Source organism: Bacteroides finegoldii DSM 17565, assembly GCF_000156195.1.
Lineage (GTDB): Bacteria > Bacteroidota > Bacteroidia > Bacteroidales > Bacteroidaceae > Bacteroides > Bacteroides finegoldii.
In genome coordinates, this window is the sequence record NZ_GG688317.1 from 331378 (window position 1) to 353943 (window position 22566).

The following is a 22566-nucleotide window of genomic DNA, read 5'->3' on the forward strand; positions in this document are numbered from 1 at the left end:
CATTATAGAACAATTTATATGAAAGAAAATACTGAGAATTCATTTGGTTCCTCTAACGAAACAAGATGCGTCTTCATCGGAGCGAAAGTCACACCCCGTCAGAAAGAGCATATAAAATCATTGGCAGCACAATGCGGTATGACCGTAAGCGATTATATATTATCGTGTGCCTCTAACTTCAAGCCCAAAGCAAGGCTTACAAAAGAAGAAGTGGCACTGTTGCAGAATTTGGACGATTGTCGGTCAGACCTCGTAAAATATACCTCAGCACTGCACGGAATGTCCACAAAGCAGCGCATGACAATGTTCAATCAGATTCCGTTCATGGTCGGCTGGCTCAAGGAGCTTGGCAATGTGGCCGAAAGCGTTTGCCAGTTTCTGAGTGCCGTAAAAGAGCATAACAAAATTCCGTCTAACGCTAAATCCGAAGAAATATGATTGCAAAAGCCAAAGCCATATCGCACGGAATAAACGACCTCCGTTACATTACCGGCGAATCACAACACAAGAAACATCCGGAGAAAATCTATCGGGTATTGGACAATCTGTTGCCCTCTGAACCGGACGCTATGGGGATATGGAACTCCATGCAGTTGACCTTATCCCAACATCGGTCAATAAAGAATTCCGTAATTAGAATTGAGTTGAGTCCGTCGCCTGAACATACCCAATTCTATGACATCGAGGACTGGCAAAAACTCTGGCACGACTTCGTCGAGGAGTTCGACAAACAAGTGATTACCGGCAAGGACGGGAAAGTCCGTTCCTGTCCGACCAATTTGGCGGGTAGCAAATACTCGGTTTGGCTTCATACGGAATCTAAAGGCGAAGTTCCCCACCTTCATGCTGCGGTTTGCCGTTTGGATGAAGATGGCAATATCAATAATGACCACAACATTCATCTTCGTGCGCAACGTGCTGCAGAGCGAGTGGCAAAGAAACGAGGCTGGACGACTGCGGCACAAATCAGAAATCGAAACATTCCACAAGTGAACCGAGACTGCATGAATGTATTGAAAACAATGCCATCGTGGTCATGGGATGAGTACAAGAATGCTCTTATACGGAAAGGTTATACCGTCCATGAAAGAGAGGACAAGAAAGGTATTCTTCGTGGATATGCCATCATGAATGGAAGCACCAAATACAAGGCTTCCGAATTGGGAATCGGCAGGAACCTGATGGTCTCGAAACTTCCTGCAACATGGGAGAAACTGCATCATCAGCCAACTACCGTCATTAGAAATAATACTCCCCAAACCGCTCAACAGGCAGCAATACATAAGGTTGATCCTATTGACTATACCCAATATCGCCCAGACCATCAGAATATCATTCCTTATGTCTTTACTTATGAAAGCAAGGAACATCGATTCTATATTCCGGAAAAAGTACTTGACTGTTTCAATGACGAATTTGATTACAGGTTTATTGCCAACTGTCAGGAACTTACCAATATGGCTGTAGCTATATTTGTCGGACTGATAGATACCCCCAACGTAACAACCGGTGGAAGTGGTGGAGGCTCACAAAGCGAACTTCCGTGGAGAGACAAGGACGAAGACGATTTGCAATGGGCACGCAGGTGCGCTCGTGCTGCCAGCCGTTCGTTAGGAAAGAAACCGAAAATAGGATTAAAACGATAAGCCCATGAAACCGAACATGAAAAAGAAATTTGATTTTTCCGCGGAAATGAGTGAAGCGGAAGCCATAAAAGCCACTCCCAAGAATGAATATCTGGAGGAAGAAAAGCAGTTACTCGATATCAACGCAAAGGAACTTGCCAGCCTGAATGACAACGTATATAAGTTGAGAACAGAAGTTGAAAATCTATCCAACTCTATACGTGAGTGCAAACCTATTATTTCTGAAGAAATACAGAAGTTAGCAGTAGAATTCGGTGCGACCCTTCTATACAATTTTCTCAGCCAGATTGAGAGCAAATGCAAGGAAGCCGAGCGGAGAATGAAGAAAGCCGACAGTACCATCCCCATCCCAGATACGGCATTCTACATTTTGATTATCATTGTAGTCGCTCTATCTTCTTTTTTCGTGTGCATGATAGTGGCTAATGCAGAGATTTTGCATTCCGGATTGATTTGGAAGGCTGTTATTGGTTGTATTCTTATGGTTGTTTTGGGGATTGGTATTACTGTAATTATACAGAAGTTTTCGGACAGGGGTAAATAAACAAAAAGTCTCAATCGGATAGGATTACTATCGGTTGAGACTTTATTTTATTCGTTATCAAACAATCCCTTTTCTTTCCATAACTTTAGTTATAAATTCCTCTATTCTCTTGCATTTGATTTAGTGATTACGTTTATGACTTACACGAAATTTATCACCATCTTCTCTATATGATGAGATATATCCAATAGTTTTTAGCTTACCTAAAAGCATTTCATTCATGTGATTATTTTCTATAGTAGCCTTTTTTGATTTATCTGTAATACTTCGATAAGAATCGCCTAAAGACTCTATTAATTCTGTCACAATGTCAAAATCATCTCTATACTTTTCAATTAAGTTTATCAAAAAAGACAATCGCTCTGGCAAATTAGTAGAATCGGCCAAAATGTACTTCTCTGTATCATAATCAAATTTTTCAATATTGTTTTTCACCACAGGAAGAGTGATATTTGCCAATTCATTATCCCACACAATATGAGGAAGAAAATATTGAACTACACTTAGAGCTTTTTCACCGATTACTCTTGGATTTCTCATAAGATGCTTGTATAACCTCATATCTGTAGGTAACTCCTCTATTCCTATAATGCACTCATCCAAATACTTATCTACATAATAAGTAAGTACATCACTATGATTGTCTCTAATTGTAGTCGTATAATATGTACTATATGGAAGCATATCGGCACAAAGTAACGATTTAAAATGAGCATTATCTACACTGTTAATATCTGCATCCTTAAATGTAACTCCATTAAAGATTTTGACAAGTTTATCGTATACCAAAATTTCAAAATCTGATGTCAATAAAGCACTGTGTGCCAGTAGTTCTTTCTGAGTATCATCCAATTCAGATATATCTGTTAATTCATCAATATGTTTGGTAATGAATATTCGCAAACTGGAAATCATTACATTATTCTGACTCTCATAAAATGCATATATCTCAGGCCATGCTGGTATAACTATATCAACTTCAATAGCGAACTCCCACTGTATATTGTTAACATCGGAAAGAGAAACTTTATTCTGTTGCCCAGAAAGGTATTTGCGTTTTGTGTCCTCTGTTATATCTTCAGAATTAATAATTTCAAGAATAATTCCCACACTCTCTTGTTTTGCCGCATCTGTAATAAATACATTATTTAGTGCATTGTCAAAACATTCATCTATATAATCTGATATAGATTTAGCTGATTTACAGCTCCTCAGTATTGTAACATTTAAAGGATAATTATCCAATGTTTCCACCCTCTCATTTCGATAATGAACAAATGCGCATACAACATTTTCTGGTGTCAACATATATGCTTTGTTTTCTACAACATACTCAAGCAAACACCTAGACTCTGCATCTATATCTGTAAAAATCAGTTTTCCATTCGACACTATTTGTTTGATTGTATCAAAACCTATGAGATCTACTCTATGAGATATAAATGCGAAGTGTTTATTCAACCAATTACGACTTTCTTTGGTGGAATGGTTCAATTCGAGGAATCGTAACCAAGACTCGAATAATTCATCGGAATTCTGTTTCACGAAGATCTTCCATAATCCATCAACGATACTGCCCAAATGGTTGAAAAGCGAGCTTGAATCTTCAACTGATTTATAGAAGTCAATCAAAAAGTCCCACTTTTTATTATGCATAATAACTTGTGCTATCGAATGAAGTTTTGAGTTATTTGCTTCTTCAAGATGCTGACAAATACAATCGACCACCTGAATATTCAATATACTTACATCGTTGTAACATTTATCAGGAATGTTTTTTACGCACTGCCCTACTTTATCTATATGATAGTCATACGGCAAACTATGCCGAAGTTTTAATTCAAGGATAAAATCATGGTCGTGCTTATTAATTGACTTACCAAAAAAGAAAGATATATAATCAAAGTAATCTTCATTTATAAGTCCTTCTTTCAAGAAAACTTCAAGCATTTTAGAGACATTGAGTTCACTAAAAATTTTATGCGTCTGCATATCAACATCCAGCAACAGTTCTTGTATTGGAGTAGCATAATGATTATTACGAGATAATTCTAGTATCTTGATTTGTTCACGATATCTTTTTTCCCCTTCTCGCAAGGCTTCTAATCGCTCATGGTAGGTAAAGGTAGAATTAACTATTTTCTCTATTTGACTGAATTGAATATTGCAACTATCTTCAAATATATCATAATAATATCTAACACCATAATATGTGTTAGTTTGATGCCTCTTAAAACATTGATATCGAAATGAGGATTGCGATATAAAGGAATTAAATAACGTTTCATTTTCTGCGATATCTTCAAGAGGTATAAAATTGTTTTCGACAAAAAACAAAAAGGCATTATTTTCATTTTGTTTTGATAATTTTCTACGATACCCTTCAATATAAATCAGCCTTAATTCTTTTTCTTGTATGGCATGTGTCGCTTCTAAAGATTGAAGTTTTTTAGTTATTCCATTAATACGCTCGTCAATCTGTCTATTGCGCTCAACCAATAATTCACTTTTCTTATGCAAACAATCATACAAAACACCCTTTCCTTTATGCAGATCTGCAAAATCCTTTGGATGGTAGTTTTTATATACAATCATTGCAAGAAGTTTGTTTTGATCAAGTTTCTCATCAAGTTTTTCTCTATATTGGGCATATTCATTGACAATATTCTTCAGTAATCTCATATCGTCAATGAAAAAAGCCAAACTGTCTATTACCTCGACATTAAGATCTGAATAGCCTTTTATCTCTAGTTCCTCTTTCAGTTTGTCTGCCGAGTTTGAAGAATTGATTATTGGGATTACAGTTGTGATATAATCAAAGAATTTAGTACGTTCTTCATCAAAAAACATATCATCTTTAACCGCATAAATGAACGTAACTTTACGCCCCACAGAGTTTGACTGATTCAAGAGTTGATTTACCTCTCTTAACTTAAGAAAAATATCCGTATTATCAAATCTATCTAAATCTTCTATAATCACAACATTATAATCAGTAACCTCAAAGAAATAGACAATCTCATCCATGTGCTTATTGAAAACGGATGTATCTTCTTTGTTTTCTTTTAATTCAATCTCTCCATTCTTTAGATTTAACTTATTCAGTTTACTATTACTCAATGATTTGACAGTCTTTTGAACGAATATTATTGTTGCAACAAATATATATGATAGAGCAAAAATATCAGACCATTTATTTAATACCGGATTATTTAAGCGATTGCAAATCCAATCCACTTTCAAAAACGATGGTTCAAATACAATAATTAAGGCAATAGTATAAAGTATTATTGCAATAGATAAAGCATATTGAGCCCAGTGTGATTTATGATAAATCCTTTTTAATCTGGAATTATAAAGCGTCTCTTGTTTCTCTTTATAAATAAGCTGTTGAAGAATGCTGTATTCAATACGATTATTCATCGTATCAATATCTATTTCATTCTTTTTGTCATCTAATGGCGACTTTAGCGTTGCAAGAGATATTGAAAGATATTTGTATTTAGGATAGTCTTTCTTCAAAGAGCGAAGAATGGAACTCTTACCGGATCCATAGGGCCCAGTAAGAGCAATGTTCAATATGTCTTTCTCTTCTAGTTTTCGTGCAAGATTCAAAACACTCCTATACTGCTTCTTATCACTTTCACTATCACGATTAAGCAGAGCAGGAGTTAATGATACTTGTTTATCATCCTCCATCGAATTATTTGCACATATTTTCTTCCAAAATTTACAGTTCATTTATTTTCAGCTATTTATTAATCATATTTTTCTAGTTTGTTACAAATGCTATCTATATTAAAGCAACACCAAATTCACGGATTGTTTCTTCGCTATCTCTTCCTGAGACAGATTTGCCTGTCGCTTGCTCTATTCTGTCAAGCAATTGTTTTGCTCGATCTATGAAATAAGCATTGAAATCATCTAATACAAGATGAGCATAATTTACCTTATGTGACTCTATGGCTTCCTGTATCTCAACTTGTTTTAATCCCTTATTTGCCATAGTCCCAATATAGGTACTTGGTGCATGTCCTCCTATTGAACGATTGGAAGATGCATAAATTGGGGTCTTATTAATGACAGAATTCCATTTTATACGTGGAAGGTTATTTTTCTCGCAATAAGTTTGAGGGAATATATGATGAATATCAGCATCTTCATCAATGTAAGATGCTATATCCATACGATGACCTGTCATAAAATCAAGTGGTGAGTCTTGTAAGATAAGTGCCATAACACCTTTATACGCTGCACTATTCCTTGTCTGCATGGTCAACAAACGAGTTGGTTGTATATTGGAACGATATACAGTCTCTGGCATTTCACCACCTTCCATCCAACGGAATATGCCCATTATATCAGTTGCAAATCTAGCTTCATTGGCACCACCATATAGTTCACCCATTACGCCACACCAATACCAACGAGACAATAATTCCTGTTTGCTTCCAAGATGAACATTTTTTTATTTTCGTTGTCGTATGCAAAGATTGCAGCAAGTGGAATAAGTTGTGACGAATATGGAAGATCTCTGGAACGGAAAATCCCCTGATGTACTAAGAAATCAGCTGCATCACAGAAACCTTTAATCAAAGCGTCATGATACTTCAAATAATCTTTCAATTCAAACCTAAGAATGTCTTTTTTCTTACATGTTACAGCCACACGCTCATCATCACCTGAAACCACTCTTTTATAATATGATACCAACAGAGTCATTGCTGCCAAAAAATTAGCACCAGTGATTTCTTTCAATAGCTCGCCATTTACTTTTTGAGCAAAAATATGACGAATGGTCTCCCAATCTTTTCTCAATTCATGTCCTTCAGCAGCAAATGTAGCTGTGACGAGTTCGAAAACCGTAAGAGGTACACCACCAGTGTTTACATTCTCAAAAATCTGGCAGACAGCTTCTTTCGGGGTTTCTTTATCAAGCTGAATTATAGGTATGTTATACTCTAAAATTGGGCGAAGAATCTGCTGTGAGAAATCACGGAATAAATTTCTATACTCTCTATCACCTTTGTAATAGTCTTCCATATCATAATGCCAATCTTCCGTATCATTATGAGAAAACGTAATATTCAAGGGAAACATCAGGTTCTCAAATTCTTTCTCTCTTGTGGATAAGTCCAGCGTTACATCACGACCAATATTTGTTGTAAGCTGTTTCTTCTCTGATACAGATATGATTGCTTCCAATCTGTCCGCAGTAGAGTCTAGACATTTACGAATATCTAGATAATAATAGCGTTTGATAATTGTATCTCGATTGGTCTCTAATCGAGTATTAGTTGCTTTCTTACTTTTCAAGACCTGATATAAGGTTGTGAGTCGCTGTTGTCCATCGAGCACAAGCCACTCAGGTGTAACTTCTGATATAGAATCCACACCTTCAAATGTGCGATACTTAAAACGGATATGCTCACCACCATTAGCCAAAAACATCGCTGCACCCATTGGGAAGCCAGATGTGATACTTTCTATTAGTTTACATATCTTCGTGTCATCCCAAACCCAACTACGTTGAAAGTCGGGTAATTGAGCCTTACCTTCTTCAACCATTTTTAGAAGGTCATCAAGTTTCTTATCGTGTGATTCAACAGCCATAACAAATTTATTTTATCAACCAATTAATAATACATCTCAATATACTGATAAGCCTTATCAAAAACTTCTTGATCTTTAATCTGGTAGTTAACCCACAGAATAGAACGTAGTTTCTTTTTTATCTCTCGCTGAGCTGTAATGCTTTTAAAAGCATCTTTAAACTTACGTACAATAGCTACCACATTTTCATCTATATCAGCAACTACACGTTCTACAATGATAGGAGTATCCTCAGTTCTAATTGATTCAAACAACTCCGTAAGAGCAGCTTTAGCTTGTTCCCTCTTGTCAAGAGGTTGATTTGAGTTTTTTTCTTCCTCAAGCACTTCTTTAGCAAGGGTGAGCAATCCTCGGAGGAAATCAATACTAGTTATAAGATTTTCCTCCATATGACGGCGCAGTTCATCCAACTTCTCAGCAAATGCCTTGTAATTAGGGTCTCCATGATGCTCTCCTAACCTCAAACGAAGCATTTTTTCCACTTCCAATATCTTTTTAGGATTGTCTTTGGCTTGCTCCAACACCATATCAATTACATCTCCATCTACCACAAGATCCTCAAGTGGAGTCCCAATATCAATTGTATCAATGTTACGATGAATGATTTCAATGGTTTTAGCACCCAATAAAGTCCATATGAGTGAACCGCCGGTACTAACAGGACGTACACTTTGATATACCTGAGCCAGCCAAGTATAATCCGCCTGAAAAACAGCCAGCATTGCATCCGGGCTTACTGTTTCCCAAGCTTTAGCCAATCGTGAAAAATGTTTTGCAAAATTCGTTTTTGTAGACTCATCAAGTAAACATTGCTGAGCAGCCTGCAAACCTTCCCAACCACCGATTGTCCGGTCTACACCAGGGAAAAAGTCAATACATTCTTGCAAAAATTGAGGTATCAACACTTTTATCTCATCAATATTCTTTACAACCGTTTTTACCGTCTCTTCATCAAAAGCAAGACTTTTGGCTACATTATCAAATACACCAACGAAATCTACAATCAGACCACATTTCTTATCAACATTGTACTTTCTATTCGTGCGGCAAATAGCTTGTAACAACGTATGATCCTTCATTGGTTTATCAAGATACATACATTGCAAAATCGGAGCATCAAAACCTGTTAATAGTTTTGAAGTGACAATCACCATTTTAATCGGTGACAATGGATCACGGAATTGATCAAGAAGTTTTCTTTCTTGTTCTCTATCACGACGGTATGTCTTATACTCATCAGCTTTATCACCAGCCGTATGCATAACGATAGTGGTTGCATCTTCCGTACCCAAAAGAGCATCAATCGCTTTCTTATATTTTACACAGCAGTCTCGATTATATACCACAACTTGGGCTTTCATGCCACTGGGCTCTACATACTCTTTGAAGTGATTTACAATATAACGTGCGACATCGTTAATTCGCTTCTCTGCTGTAAAAAATGCTTCAACAGAAGTTCGTTTTACTAATTCGTTCTTTTCGTCCTCGGATATTTGATCGGTCAGTTCATCAAATTCTTCTTGTAATTGAGTTTCGTTAAGATGCATCTCTACCGGCACTGTTTGGAAATTCAATTCAAGCGTAGCTCCATCTTCAACAGAATTTTGGAAAGTGTATTTTGAAATATATCCACCTTTCTCTAAATCCTCATCAGCACCAAACGATTGAAAAGTATTCTTATCTCGTTTGTTGATAGGCGTTCCGGTAAGACCAAAGAAAAATGCATTAGGTAGTGCATTGCGCATTTTTTGTCCTAAATCCTTTTCCTGAGTTCGGTGTGCTTCATCTACCAATAAAATGATATTATCTCTTTCATTCAGTACACTATCAACATCTCCGAACTTGAAAATTGTCGTTATCAGAATCTTGCGCTGATCCTGCTTGAAAAATGCAACTAACTCATCTTTTGTCTTTGTAGATTCTATATTAGGAATATCAGCACGAGTAAAATCGCCCGTTATCTGATCTTCCAAATCAATACGGTCATCAACGATAACAACTGTGGGAGCATGTAATTCGTTTTGCAAACGTAATTTTTGGGCAGCAAATACCATCAACCATGATTTTCCCGAACCTTGGAAATGCCAAATAAGACCTTTCTTCGGACCTTGTTTCTCTCGATATGTATTTAAGACACGCTGAACAATAGCTTCACCTCCTAGATATTGTTGATAACGGCAAACTATTTTTATTTTTTTGCCTGATGATGTTCCTGTAAAAACACTATAGTAACGATATATGTCAAGTAATCGGTTTGGTTGAACTAACCCCATTACATTACTTTTAACCGACTCTATTGTGCCATGCTGACGACCTTCATCTTTAAACCAAGGCCCCCATTTGTCAACAGGAGCACAGATACCGGCATATTGAAGTTCTTTGCCTTCAGTAGCAAAGGTCAATATATTCGGAACAAACATTTCTGGAATGCTTTTTTCATAATGCAGCATATCGATGGCTCCGTCAGCCCATGTTATCTGAGGGCGAACAGGAGATTTTGCTTCACCAACACAAATCGGAATTCCATTTATCAGATAAACCAAATCCAAACGTTTACCTCCATCAACAGAGCTACGTGGAAATTCCCATTGATTGGTTACGACACAATAATCTTCGACCGCATCTTCGCTAAAGAATCTGATAGGTATATATTCACCATCCTTTCCAAAAGGCTCTGTGTTTTCATTAAATAGCAATGTACGAAAACGATCATTGGCAGTCACCAATTCATCATAATTACCTCCACAAGTAATAGCAGCACGGAGTTTATAAATAACTTGCTCCGCTTGTTGATGTGTTATCGGATTCAACCTAATAAGAGCTTCCAATAGCCATGATTCAACAAGGACAGAATCAGAACTACGAGGTATATCCTGTGACTTTACATACTGCCAACCACTTTGGGTTGCAGCTTCTATGAGCATTTGCTCCACTGTATTGTCTTCGTTAAACATATCTATGATTTTTATTGTTATCAATTTAATAATTAAGCGATTTTCCCTAATTCGTCACTTTGTATGTCATTCAAATATACTAAAGCTTTTTGAATGACAGATTTTGATTTGTCAGCTTGTTCTGCTATGGAAACAAACTTTAGTTGATCCCTCATTTGAGGGATAGCCATTTTTACTTTCTCCAAGTCCTTTCTTGTAAGACTTGGAAGAACCCCCTGTTTGTTAAGCTTCGTAAAATCGTATTGACAACACCAATAATAGAAGAACTTTGGATGAAGTTTAGCCTTGTCAACATCGATACTAAAGGCCGTATCAACTATCCAGTAACCTGATTCCATGAAGATTGGATTGTTGATATTTCCTTTTCTGCCAAGAATCGTAGTATTTCCATTACATAATTTCTTTTCACCATAACACATAATACCACCACTACCACAAATTGGATAAGCACCTTCTTCCTGATATTCTTCAGGATAAGCTTTTCCATTCGTAATAGTAACGACATCAGACCATGGTGTATCTTGACAGAGACCTCCAAACATCTCGATAAATTGCGATTTGAAGTCGCCAAATTTTGATTTATCGACCTGTTCTGCTATGAATACGAATTCAAGTTGTTTGTCCATTGGCGGTAAGATACAATCAAAGTTTCTTAACTCAGTGAGCGGCATTCGTGGCATTTTAGTACCTCCTGCTATATCATTTGCATAATTAACGAACTGATTACCCCGCAACAGATGACTCAAAAATACTTTATGCAATTTACTAGGCTCTGGACGTAATGGAACCAGTTCTGTCGTTGCCATTCCAGGCTCATCTGGTATCACAACCTTGTTTAAATAAGGCCTTAATTTTGAGAATAGTACATTCCCTTCATCAAAGGATTGAACAGATAAAGCATTCTCAACATCTTCATAGACCTTCTCTATTATCCTACCAGTATTTGATTCTATCATATCAAGATTCAATAGCCATATTTTGCCAGATAGTTGCTCTTTAGAAGGCATTTCCGGGGCGACATCTTTAATCTTAGCAGTCTTCCAACCTTTTGTATTCGTAACAGGATTACCAAACATCTCGATAAATTGCGACATACTAACCAATAAATTTGCGGTGAGACATTTTTACATTTGTCTGATTCACCATAGCATATTGCAATGTTGTATCAAGACTTTGATGTCCTAAGAGATGCTGGACCTGCTCTATGGGCATACCTTTATCTATAGCCATTGTTGCCAAAGTGCGTCGAAACTTATGAGGATGCACTTTAGGAATATTCAATTCACGTCCCAATCGACGCAATCGAATTTCCACGCCACTTATCTGTAGTCGATCATAAGGTGCTAATAACGAAACAAACAGCGCAGGATTGTCATCTATCCGTTCTGCCAAATAACGTTGTAAATGTATCTTTGTACGAGCATCGAAATAAACTCGACGTTGCTTATCTCCTTTACCGGTAACGATGCATTCCCGGTTTTCAAAGTCTATATCGTTCCGATTGAGTTTGACCAACTCCCCGACACGCATACCAGTAGAGGCCAACAAATCAATCAAGGCTAAATCGCGAATACCTTCGCAATGGTCACGCATTTGTTCTAACGCTTCATCGGAGTATGTTTCTTTGACTGTTTTTCCGACTTTTACTTTATGAATCCGACGTACCGGACTCTTCACAATATAATCCTCATCCTCAAGCCATGAAAAGAAACTTGACAAAATGCGACGTATATTGTCTACCGTAACCTTTGTAGCACCGCTTGTCTGCTGATAATCATTTAAGTAATTACGCAAGTCATCAGTAGTGATATGGCGAATATTTTTTTCTATTTTCCTGATAGCATTATTTAATGTACTTCGATAATAGTGTATCGACTTATCCGAACAACCTTCGACTCGTTTAGCCGACAAAAAACTATCTATTAATTCACTATTACCACTGCACTCTTCATTGTTCTTAGACGACACGTTGATATCACGAAAGGCATAATCTAGCACCTTTCGTAATTGACTCATTTGCTCGTTGTTTAAAACTCCCAGCATAGCCTGCTCTATGTCATTAATCAGATTCTCTATCATATTATTAATAAATTTGTTATCCAATTAAGCCGCAGCTATCAACGTATCTCTCTTATTCTATCCGTTTATTAAACTCTTTATGACTTTATCGATATTTTCAATACACTGCTTCAATTCAAATTTTGATTTGTCGGCTTGACGGTAGATCTGTTCAAATTTGTTTTGTTCGTTTCTTGAAGGTAGTACTATAAACTTAGCCATGAAATCCGACATACTTAAATTTTGAATGCCGGTAGTTTGACTTGCCATTGCTCTCATAGCAGCCTTATTGAGATTGTAGGAATTATATAAAGCGTAGAACAAGTACACTGGATTTACAGATTCCTTAGGACGCAGTACCTGCGTAAAGTTATTAGGCAGATAATCACCTATTTCATCAAAAAATACGACCCTACCAACCGGATTATCTTTAGTACCTCCAGACCTCTCCAAGATTGTATCACCTTGTTTGAGCTTTTTCCGTACAACTTTCTTAGGCTCAATATCTCTAGTTACAACATCTGTCAAATCAAGATATCCTTCATTAGTAAAGTTTGTTGTGCGAATCACTTTTATCGCATTCTCAGAAATCGGTTCGCTTCCCCATTCCCCAGGGAATGTATCTGATACCAAATCTTCTAATTTGCAATAAGATTCAACGTTCTCAAACATCTCGATAAATTGCGATTTCACCATTTCATCAGTTGCTACAAGAAGTTTCTTGTAACTTTCCTTCAAACGATAGGCAGACCATACTTTGTCTGCTATTTCTTTTTGTTCTTGAATAGAAGGAAGATAAAACTCATATTTTGCGAGTGTACTCCAATTCAAGAAATAGTTGACTCCTCCAGATTTATGCTCTTCACAATAATTCCAAAAATCATCACTTTGCATAACAAGAGCAAGGAACTCCTGAAGCAAGACCTTAGAATCTTTTGTCCCTAACACAAATGTTTTCTCAGAACAAATACCATCAAATTCAACCATCGAAGCCTTTCTTAAATGTGGATTTCTTGAGACTAATAATATATCGCCCTTTTTGAAGCCACAATAAAACATCGGACCAATAGTTGAACCCTTTATGAGACCACATCCTTGTACCAGCATTTCATTGGACTCAATATGTTCACCTCCTACATAGTATAATAAAGAAGTATTTAATCTGTCTTCACGAGTATTAACTCGCGTTGCAACATCCTCAAACTTTACCTTTGTCATTAAAGTAGATTTATAAGTTTAGTGTATTCACTATGAATATTACAAGAATATTCTTGCCACTGTTCTATTTGTTCAGAAAATTTCAAAATATTTTCTGTTTGAGTTTGTTTTACATACAATTTTGGTGAAATAGAATACTCATTTTGGCTTATTGTCTTGGTATCAACTATACATGAACGATTATCTACATTTGTATTGCCACGATACAATGAAACTATTTCCTCGACATGCTCTTCTGTGAGATAGCTTTCTCCATTCTTCCTTTCTACCAAATCTGTAGCACGAATAAAAAGTACTTGTTTTATTCGGTCGGATGGTTTCTTGCTACTGCATAGCATAATACATGCCTCCATTGGCGAGTTAAAGAATAGATTTTTACCTATGCTGATAACACTATCGACCAGGTCTTCCTCGATAAGTTTACGCCGCATGATCTCTTCTTCCATTCGGTTTAATACACCATGTGGAAGCAGAATTGCACATCTTCCTGTTTTTTCATCCATTGAAGCAAGGATATGTTGTATAAACGCATAATCTGCCCTTCCCTGTGGAGGAGTACCAAGGAAATTGCGTCCCCATTTATCGTTCATAAACTTCTCACGATTCCATTCCTTGATTGAATAAGGCGGATTTGCAAGAACTATATCAAACTTACGAAGATGACTTCCATCTAAAAATGCCGGATTCTCCAACGTATCTGCACATGCAATCGAAAAATCTTCAATTCCATTCAAATAAAGATTCATTCGTGCAATAGAAGAAGTCAAGCCATTCACCTCTTGTCCGAACACCTGTACACTCTGCCACTCTGCGCCTTTGTTGCGAAGATAGTCTAAACATTTAACCAACATACCTCCGGAACCACAAGTTGGGTCATAAATGCTTTCATTCGGTTGTGGCTGCAGTATCTCAGCCATAAGTTGAACGACTGTTCTATTCGTATAGAACTCCTGAGCAGTATTTCCGGCATCATCGGCAAACTTTCCAACAAGGTATTCGTATGCTTGCCCCATCTCATCGGCAGGACAAACCTTTAGGCTCAACGTATATTTAGAAAAATCCTCAATCAACGAAGTAATGATATTATCAGGCATCTTCGCCTTATTGGTCCAGCCATCCTTAGGTCCGAAAATACCTTCTAATCCTCCGATTTTTCTACCATCCATTTCCTTAGCAGGATTGGCTTGCTCAATGGCAATAAATGCTTCGACTAATTTATTACCAACATTTTCCGTCACCTCACGAACATCTCTCCAGTGCGCACCATCAGGAATACGGATGGGGAGATCTTCTACTTGCATACCTGCATACTCAACTCCTCCTTCACACACAAAACCTTCAAACTGCTCATCATAAACATCGGAAATGCGTTTGAAAAAAAGCAAAGGGAAAATATACTCTTTATATCCTGCCGCATCAATCTGACCACGCAAATGAGTGGCAGCCGCCCAAAGGAAACTTTTAAGTTCATCGAGCGTAATAGGGTCGTCCGGATGACGATATTGTTTTACTTTTTCTGCCATATTGATTATGCGTTAATGAGTAATGAAAATTCGTTCTCCAATCGCTTCACATCTTCGTATGCTTGTTTGAACTCAGCCAACACTTCCGCATAAGGACGAATTTCCTCCTTGTGGTAAACCACATAGCGATTGGGCGAAAGATTATACTCTTTATCTCTTATCTCCTGCAATGTAACGATTCGAGAATAGTCCTCTTCATCGGAGTAATTTTGATAAAGTGAATATAACCTATCTATATCATTCTCTTCTAAAATATTCTGCGCTCTCTTTTGAGTTAGAATTTGGGAACCGTCTATCATCAAAATCCGTCCGGAATGATGAGCCTGTTTCATTCTTCGTATTATCAAAAAGCACGGTGAAAGTCCAGTTCCATAAAACAATTTATCTCCTAATGTAACAACGGCTTCTATCAAATTACTTTCCACTAATTGCTTTCGTATTTCTGCTTCTTGATTTCCACGAAACAGAATACCTTGTGGCATTACAACAGCCATACGCCCCTTGCCAGAAGACATAGAACATATCATATGCTGAATCCACGCATAGTCACCACAACTATCACTCGGTGTGCCATAGATATTGCGCTTATATTTATCTGAACTCCATTCCGTTGCTCCCCAATTTTCAAGAGAAAATGGAGGGTTTGCTATAACACAATCGAATTTGGCGATATTACCACCTTGAAGAATTTTTGGGTCTCTCAATGTGTCGCCTTGCATTACATTAAAATCAGATGCACCATGCAGAAATAGATTCATTTTAGCAATGGCCGCATTCACGACATTCTTCTCTTGTCCGAATATACTTCCACAGCAAAGAGAATCATCGTGCATATATCGTATAGCTTCGATAAGCATTCCTCCACTACCACAAGCAGGATCATATACAGTTTCCCCCGGTTGCGGATCGAGAATATGCACTAATAATCTCACAACAGAACGAGGAGTATAAAACTCTCCAGCTTGAGCCTTACTATCATCGGCAAACTTCTTCAATAATATTTCATAAGCATCACCCATTAAGTCCGCAGGGTAATCCTTATTACCAAGTTTTCGTTTTGATAGATGTTCTATCAGGTCACGAATCTTGCTGTCATTGAGAATTGCTTTGTTAGTCCATTTCTGAGATGAAAACATAGATAGCACCCCATACAATGTATCTGGGTTTGCTATCTCTATCTGCCTCATAGCACCGACTATGGCAGCTCCAAGATTTTCTGTACGCTCTCGGACTTCTTGCCAATGACAACCATCAGGAATAACAAAACGATGTTGCTCTGGCAGAGATGCATACTCCTTATCACCACCACTTGATATTAAAGCTTCTTCTGTTTCTTCATCATAAACATCAGATATCCGCTTGTAATAAAGCAAAGGCGTGATATAATCCTTAAAATTATCTTGGCTTACAGGACCGCGTATTATATTACAGGCCTCAAACAAAAAATTATATAAGTCCTGTGCACCTGTAAGCTCTTTATTTATTGTTTTTTTTGCCATCTAATAACTCTGTCAAATAGTGAATTTGAGATTCCTTTATTTCATTAACTCAACAACATCTTCCGGCAACATCACATTCTCGGAATCACCTTTCGGAGCGTTCTTAAGGAACAGCACCGGAACGATGGTGTAGTTCTTAGCAAACGGCAGCAGATTAGCTTTGCGGAGAAGTTCTGCTGTCAGTTGGTTGCCGTTCTCTTGGGTTGTCCATTTGCATTCTCCGACCAACAGAGACTTTTTATCAAGCGATTCGGCCATTACATCGAACTCGACCTGTTCCGGCTTCTTATCCTCATTGAGAACAGAGCCCCACCAGCGTTTTGCTTGGCCATAAACTACTCCATTAACAAGATTTCCTGTGACGGCATCCCGACACAGTTTTTCCCATTGCATACTCACATACTCAGAGAAATGAGTAGTCAAAGCCTGTTCTATGGGTAAACGACGGCCAAGTTCTATGAACGAACGATTAGGAACAACAAACTTATAGTAGAATGCCATAAATGGATCGGCTATCTTATAAAGACTCTTTTTCGCATTTTTTTCATCAATTCCGAACGGAACATCTTTTTCCAAAAATCCAAGATCAACAAGTTTCTTCAATGGACGCGACAGATTGGTTGCAGGCTCATTGCATCGTGCAGCAATTTCGGAAAGACGGTTTGCACCAGTACCGATATAAGACATTATTGTCGAAGTCTTGACTATATCCTTAACATCATCCTGAAACAGTTTTATCGGCTCCTCATAAAGAGCCCCATTTACAGAAAGGATATTATGCCACATGGCATCATCAAGCGAAATTCTGTTTTCCCTCAGTTCCCAATAGCGCGGCACACCGCCCCATACAGCATACTCTTCAATAGCGTTCATCGCATTAAGGTTCAATGCCTCCTGAATATAGGGTAAACGTATAGGTGTAAGTCTCATTATCTCATCAGCACGACCATAAAGAGGCGCAGTAGAATCAAGAAACAACCCATACATCATATTTTGTGATGAACCACAAAGCACCAGATTATACTTCAACTGTTTCTCATCAACAAGTTTCTGCAATACAGACGGCAGTTCAGGAGATTGCTCCACAAGATACGGAAATTCGTCCAAACACAAAGTAAAACATTTGTCTGTTCGATAATTAACCGCACGAAACATCGACTCCCAATCGGGATACGACAACTTCTCAAAATCAGGAAACACCTGTGCTATCACTTTTGCAAGTAATGCCCTCTGATGTTGACCTTCCGAACGGTCTGCAAGGAAGTATACATCATTTTCTGACAATACCCTTTTAATAAGCGTTGATTTACCCAATCGTCTGCGACCATACATCACAACTAACGAGGATTTCTCTCTTGCAAGAGCATCCTTCAGTCGTGCTGCTTCATCTATTCTATCAACAAATTTCATAGCCCACATTATTATGCAGTACAAACATAATGTTTTTATGGCATAATACAAAATTTTAAGCTGTATTTTTTTATCCTGATAGAGTCATTATCGACTTATATGCAGAAAAAAGTGAGTTTTATCCCTTTTTCGAAGCTCTTTTCCTTGTCTTCAAACTCAATTCCTGTAATGTTTTCCCTAGTTTGTCTTCTTTGGCCAACCACAGAATATCATCGTCAAGCTGTAAAGCATACAACACGCGCAAATATATTCCGATTGCCACTGTCGGCACACCTTTCTCTATTCGGGACACGGTCAACGGAGAACAGGTGGCACGTTCCGCCACTTGAGCTACACTCAGATTCCTGCGCAAGCGAGCCAGTTTAATCTGTTCTCCCACAACGGACATCTTTTGTTCTAATTTTCGGGGCAACTTAGTCCCCATTGTATTCTTTGCCATGTTAACTCATCATATAATATACAAAGATACTACTTTTTATTTATTTAATGATACATTGCACATAAAAATCGCATCAAAGCCATATAATCAGTCATAGACATAATCATTTGGAATAGAATTTCAAAATTAAATACCATCATATTATTCATAAGCACAGTATACATCTACTAACAAATAAAATACTATTCGTTATACAGGCGTAAACAAACCCTCCTTGCTATGTCTGTTTAATATTAGTTTGACCATTCAAACGAAAAGTAACTTTACTTTATCCCTGTATTCATATATACACGCATTAAAGTAAAACTAAAAGAGGGAAGAAAAGAAATAGCTCTGCCAAAATCGAAGGTCACCCAATTATAAGCTAAAAAATCCGTGAACTCATTTACGATTTTGCATCCATAATCGGCGAAATAATCACAGATATGCCTTATCTTTGCGAAACGGAGATTTAAGAGCAAAATAGAGCCATTTTTCTCTTTTTCCCTTCGTTTGAAGACAAACTAAGGTTAAAAGTGTTAAATCTTCGATTTTCGGCAAAAAAACAAGTAAATTTTTGAGGCTTCTATCTTTTAAGCCATAAACTATTAACAATCAATTAGCATAATATGCTGCATCGGCAAGTAAAACAGCCCAAACAACTCTGAACATTTCGGAACTACTATAACAAGAGGGCACTTACACATTATCCGACCACAAAATCTTCCGATTTAAAATTACTATAGAAACGTCCTGAAACAGCAGTAAACTTCAATACACAGTAATCAGGGTCCGTCACTCCCTCCGGATAATACATGGTGTCTCCCTCCTGCCAGATCATCTCTTTACTGGCACTATCCGTCAAGACATCCATTGTACCGCGTAGCATGACACCTCTAAAGAATCTCGTATCACAAAAGTAGATACATGCATGGTTGTTCTCCCGGTATTGCGCCACACGCATGGACGAAGTATTTGTTGTCAGATAAATCGTTTTTATCCCCTCTCTTTTTCTGGGTTGCAGCATCGCTTTGATGGTAGGAAATCCTTCACTGTCTATCGAACCGATAAAAGCTGTTTTCAGCTTATCAATCATGTTGCCTACTGTTTTTTCCGCGTCTCTCATCATTTTACTTTTTATTATTGGTTTATTATCTGATGCGAAAGTAGAGAAATGTCAGGAAAGCAATGCAATAAAAAGAAAGGTAGAAATAGCACTTTTTACGGTTTGTGCGCTTTACGATATAATAATGGAGTTTCTCCCGTATGCTGCCGGAAGCTACGGATAAAATAAGAAACCGTTGAAAAACAGAGTTCAAATGCAATATCAGCTATAGGAAAGTCCGTATAAACAAGCAGCCTCTTAGCCTCTTCCATCACCTTGCTCTGAATATATTGTTTTGCGCTGATTCCCATGGTCGAGGTTATCATCTCATTCAGATAATTAGGAGTAATGCAGAGCTTATCCGCATAATATTGAACCGAATGTTGCTCTTTTGCATGTGTAGCAACCAAATTCATGAATTTACTTACATGATTATTGGAAACTTCCCTACTTCTGCCCTCCTCTATCGAAGTCATTTTAAGGTAAGCACGGTCCAGCAACATCAGGACTTCATAAAGTAATGCTCTCAAAACGTGTACATCGCCCTGTTGATACGAATCAATCTCCATCTTTATATCATGCAAGGTTTCAAGTATGCGTGTATAAAGCTCATCAGACAAATGTAGTAGTGATGAAAAACTTTCTATCTGAAAAAACGAAAGATGCTGTACAAACAAAGAATCTTTAAAGAGGGAAGACAAAAACTCTTCTTCGAAAATCAGAGCATACCCATTGATGATATGATGAGTATCCCAGTTCCGGATTTCCCCCGGTTTAGAGAAAAGAACGTCACGAGGAATTGCTTCATAGGTTTGGTTATCGACTGAAAAAGCTCCCTTACCTTCTGTTATAAAAGTAATATCATAATAATTTAGAGTGTGGACAGCACTTTTAGCCAGGAACTTCTTCACATACTTCAGTTCTACTACATCGACCAAAAGTTCACTCCCATACTTATGCTTATAAAAAGTATATCGAGGTATTGAGTTTTTCATTTTAGTCACTTAAAAACACCTAATTCGACATAGCAGGCATCATTGTGCCTCTCAAATATAATTTCCTTTGGGTATATCGTAAATACCAGATACAGATCAATAATGAAACGACCGTTGAAATGGGTGGAGCAAATCCCATGATAAACAGCGACGAGCTATCTATCTGGCTGAACCAGTATGACAATGGTATACGGAACAGGAAAGTGGCTATCAGACTGTGAATCATCGGGAATAACGAGTTTCCTTGTCCGCTGAAATAAGAATTAATGCAGAACACGAAACTAACCACGATGCAGTCGATGCTATACCCTCGCAAATAATCTGCCGCCATTGCCACCACAGCAGCATCTTTCGTAAAGAAAGCAGTAAGAGTCTCCGGCAGGAATTGCGAATACACGCAAACCGACACACCGAAAACAAGAGCAATCCCAATCCCCGAAGCCAGACATTTATTCATTCTCTTGATAAGTCCCGCTCCATAGTTCTGTGCAGTCATGGTTGCCACAGCCGATGATATAGCCATCGGAGGCAGCATAGCAAACACGATGATTTTCTCAACAACACCCAGGGAAGCAGATGCAATGACTCCCATCTGATTGACAATGACAGTGATAATCAGAAAAGAAACATTGATTAAAGCATCCTGCAAAGCAATAGGTGCTCCCAACACCAAGATCTTTTTAGACAGATTCCGGTTCAATCGAATATCTTTCCGTGAAAAGTCAAAATGGAATCCGTGCCGGTATAAGAACCAGAGCGCTATTCCAAAGCTGACTCCTTGTGCAGTTACAGTAGCGATAGCCGCTCCCGTAGCCCCCCAATGGAAATAACCGACCAATATAAAATCGAGCACTATATTTATCACACATGCCAGCCCAACAAAATAAAGTGGTGTTTTAGAATCACCCAATCCACGCAAAATACCACATACAACATTATATCCTACTATAAACAGAATACCCAGAGAGCATACCAAAATATAGTTTTTCGTATCTACCATCGCTTCGACAGGAGTATGCATCAGTTCTGCTATCCGACTATGAAAAAGCACCATGACCAAAGTTAGCACTACGCCGGTTATTGAAAACAACCATACGGAAGCCCCGATAGTAAAAGCTACTTTTCGATTGTCTTTAGCTCCGGTAGCAATAGCAATCAGCACTGTTGTCCCGGTAGTAATACCCAGAATAATACCTGTAATTGTCTGCATCACCTGACTACCAATAGCTACGGCTGCCACACTTGCCGAATCATCATATTGTCCGACAACGAAAAGGTCAGCTCCGCCATAAAGTGCCTGGAGCACATTGGCAATCAGAAAAGGTACTGCAAACTGCAACAATACCTTCGGTACGCTTCCTTGTGTCAAATCTAACTCTTTCATAGTTTCTTCGATACTTTTCCTCTTTATCTTATTTTGTTACAACATAAAAAAAGTGCCGGACAAGCGAATGATTTGCACCATTCATCTTATCCAGCACTATAATTATTATTATAGCACCCTCCGATGAGGATTTTTATGCCTGTCCCTATTTCAGGGCTGCAAATATGGGCTTTGTTTTCATAATTACCAAATTTTAACC

General features: G+C 37.8%; 17 protein-coding genes. 3 read left to right on the forward strand and 14 right to left on the reverse strand.

Going from position 1 to position 22566, the window contains the following annotated elements:
* The first annotated feature begins 18 nt into the window (after nucleotides 1-18).
* The 3 genes from BACFIN_RS17900 to BACFIN_RS17890 are packed head-to-tail and all read left to right on the forward strand — an operon-like array spanning nucleotide 19 to nucleotide 2190.
* Nucleotides 19-438 (forward strand): plasmid mobilization protein, encoded by a 420-nt coding sequence (locus BACFIN_RS17900; RefSeq protein WP_007748212.1) that lies wholly within the window; start codon nucleotides 19-21, stop codon nucleotides 436-438.
* Nucleotides 435-1646: a hypothetical protein gene (locus BACFIN_RS17895; RefSeq protein ID WP_007748214.1), complete on the forward strand. Its 1212-nt coding sequence runs from the start codon at nucleotides 435-437 to the stop codon at nucleotides 1644-1646. The genes BACFIN_RS17900 and BACFIN_RS17895 overlap by 4 nt, the downstream gene beginning before the upstream one ends.
* 4 nt (nucleotides 1647-1650) lie before the next feature.
* Entirely contained in the window at nucleotides 1651-2190 is a 540-nt protein-coding gene (locus BACFIN_RS17890; RefSeq protein WP_007748216.1) for a hypothetical protein, read from the forward strand.
* Between the two features lie 120 nt (nucleotides 2191-2310).
* On the opposite strand, the gene BACFIN_RS17885 is transcribed toward BACFIN_RS17890, so the two are convergent.
* From BACFIN_RS17885 to BACFIN_RS17835, 14 genes are all read right to left on the reverse strand, one after another.
* Nucleotides 2311-5931: a YobI family P-loop NTPase gene (locus BACFIN_RS17885; RefSeq protein ID WP_007748218.1), complete on the reverse strand. Its 3621-nt coding sequence runs from the start codon at nucleotides 5929-5931 to the stop codon at nucleotides 2311-2313.
* A 52-nt stretch (nucleotides 5932-5983) separates the two neighbouring features.
* Nucleotides 5984-6598, reverse strand: a complete 615-nt coding sequence (locus tag BACFIN_RS23140) for a hypothetical protein (RefSeq protein ID WP_007748222.1) — start codon at nucleotides 6596-6598, stop codon at nucleotides 5984-5986.
* Nucleotides 6598-7803, reverse strand: a complete 1206-nt coding sequence (locus BACFIN_RS20430; RefSeq protein WP_007748230.1) for a GmrSD restriction endonuclease domain-containing protein — start codon at nucleotides 7801-7803, stop codon at nucleotides 6598-6600. Before BACFIN_RS20430 ends, BACFIN_RS23140 begins: the two co-directional genes overlap by 1 nt.
* A 23-nt stretch (nucleotides 7804-7826) precedes the next feature.
* On the reverse strand, nucleotides 7827-10757 hold the full coding sequence (locus BACFIN_RS17880) for a type I restriction endonuclease subunit R (RefSeq protein ID WP_007748231.1): 2931 nt from the start codon (nucleotides 10755-10757) through the stop codon (nucleotides 7827-7829).
* Between the two features lie 32 nt (nucleotides 10758-10789).
* Nucleotides 10790-11851: a restriction endonuclease subunit S gene (locus tag BACFIN_RS21385; RefSeq protein ID WP_007748233.1), complete on the reverse strand. Its 1062-nt coding sequence runs from the start codon at nucleotides 11849-11851 to the stop codon at nucleotides 10790-10792.
* A gap of 1 nt (nucleotide 11852) precedes the next feature.
* A complete protein-coding gene (gene xerA, locus BACFIN_RS17875; protein WP_007748235.1) occupies nucleotides 11853-12836 on the reverse strand; it encodes a site-specific tyrosine recombinase/integron integrase in 984 nt (327 codons plus the stop codon).
* Between the two features lie 57 nt (nucleotides 12837-12893).
* Nucleotides 12894-14033, reverse strand: a complete 1140-nt coding sequence (locus BACFIN_RS17870) for a restriction endonuclease subunit S (protein WP_007748237.1) — start codon at nucleotides 14031-14033, stop codon at nucleotides 12894-12896.
* The gene (locus BACFIN_RS17865) at nucleotides 14033-15556 is read right to left on the reverse strand and encodes a type I restriction-modification system subunit M (RefSeq protein WP_007748239.1); all 1524 of its coding nucleotides are present in this window, start codon (nucleotides 15554-15556) and stop codon (nucleotides 14033-14035) included. The genes BACFIN_RS17870 and BACFIN_RS17865 overlap by 1 nt, the downstream gene beginning before the upstream one ends.
* A 5-nt stretch (nucleotides 15557-15561) precedes the next feature.
* On the reverse strand, nucleotides 15562-17055 hold the full coding sequence (locus BACFIN_RS17860; RefSeq protein WP_007748241.1) for a type I restriction-modification system subunit M: 1494 nt from the start codon (nucleotides 17053-17055) through the stop codon (nucleotides 15562-15564).
* Nucleotides 17056-17091: 36 nt separating this feature from the next.
* Nucleotides 17092-18465, reverse strand: coding sequence for an ATP-binding protein (locus BACFIN_RS17855; protein ID WP_032839110.1), 1374 nt, complete (start codon nucleotides 18463-18465; stop codon nucleotides 17092-17094).
* A gap of 118 nt (nucleotides 18466-18583) precedes the next feature.
* Complete coding sequence (locus BACFIN_RS17850; protein WP_007748247.1) at nucleotides 18584-18904, reverse strand: helix-turn-helix domain-containing protein; 321 nt, start codon at nucleotides 18902-18904, stop codon at nucleotides 18584-18586.
* A gap of 685 nt (nucleotides 18905-19589) precedes the next feature.
* On the reverse strand, nucleotides 19590-20012 hold the full coding sequence (locus tag BACFIN_RS17845) for a pyridoxamine 5'-phosphate oxidase family protein (protein WP_007748255.1): 423 nt from the start codon (nucleotides 20010-20012) through the stop codon (nucleotides 19590-19592).
* Between the two features lie 92 nt (nucleotides 20013-20104).
* Nucleotides 20105-20983 carry a helix-turn-helix domain-containing protein gene (locus BACFIN_RS17840; protein WP_007748258.1) on the reverse strand — a complete coding sequence of 293 codons (879 nt, stop codon included), beginning with the start codon at nucleotides 20981-20983 and terminating at the stop codon, nucleotides 20105-20107.
* 19 nt (nucleotides 20984-21002) lie between these two features.
* Entirely contained in the window at nucleotides 21003-22367 is a 1365-nt protein-coding gene (locus tag BACFIN_RS17835) for an MATE family efflux transporter (RefSeq protein ID WP_007748261.1), read from the reverse strand.
* Nucleotides 22368-22566 lie beyond the last annotated feature (199 nt).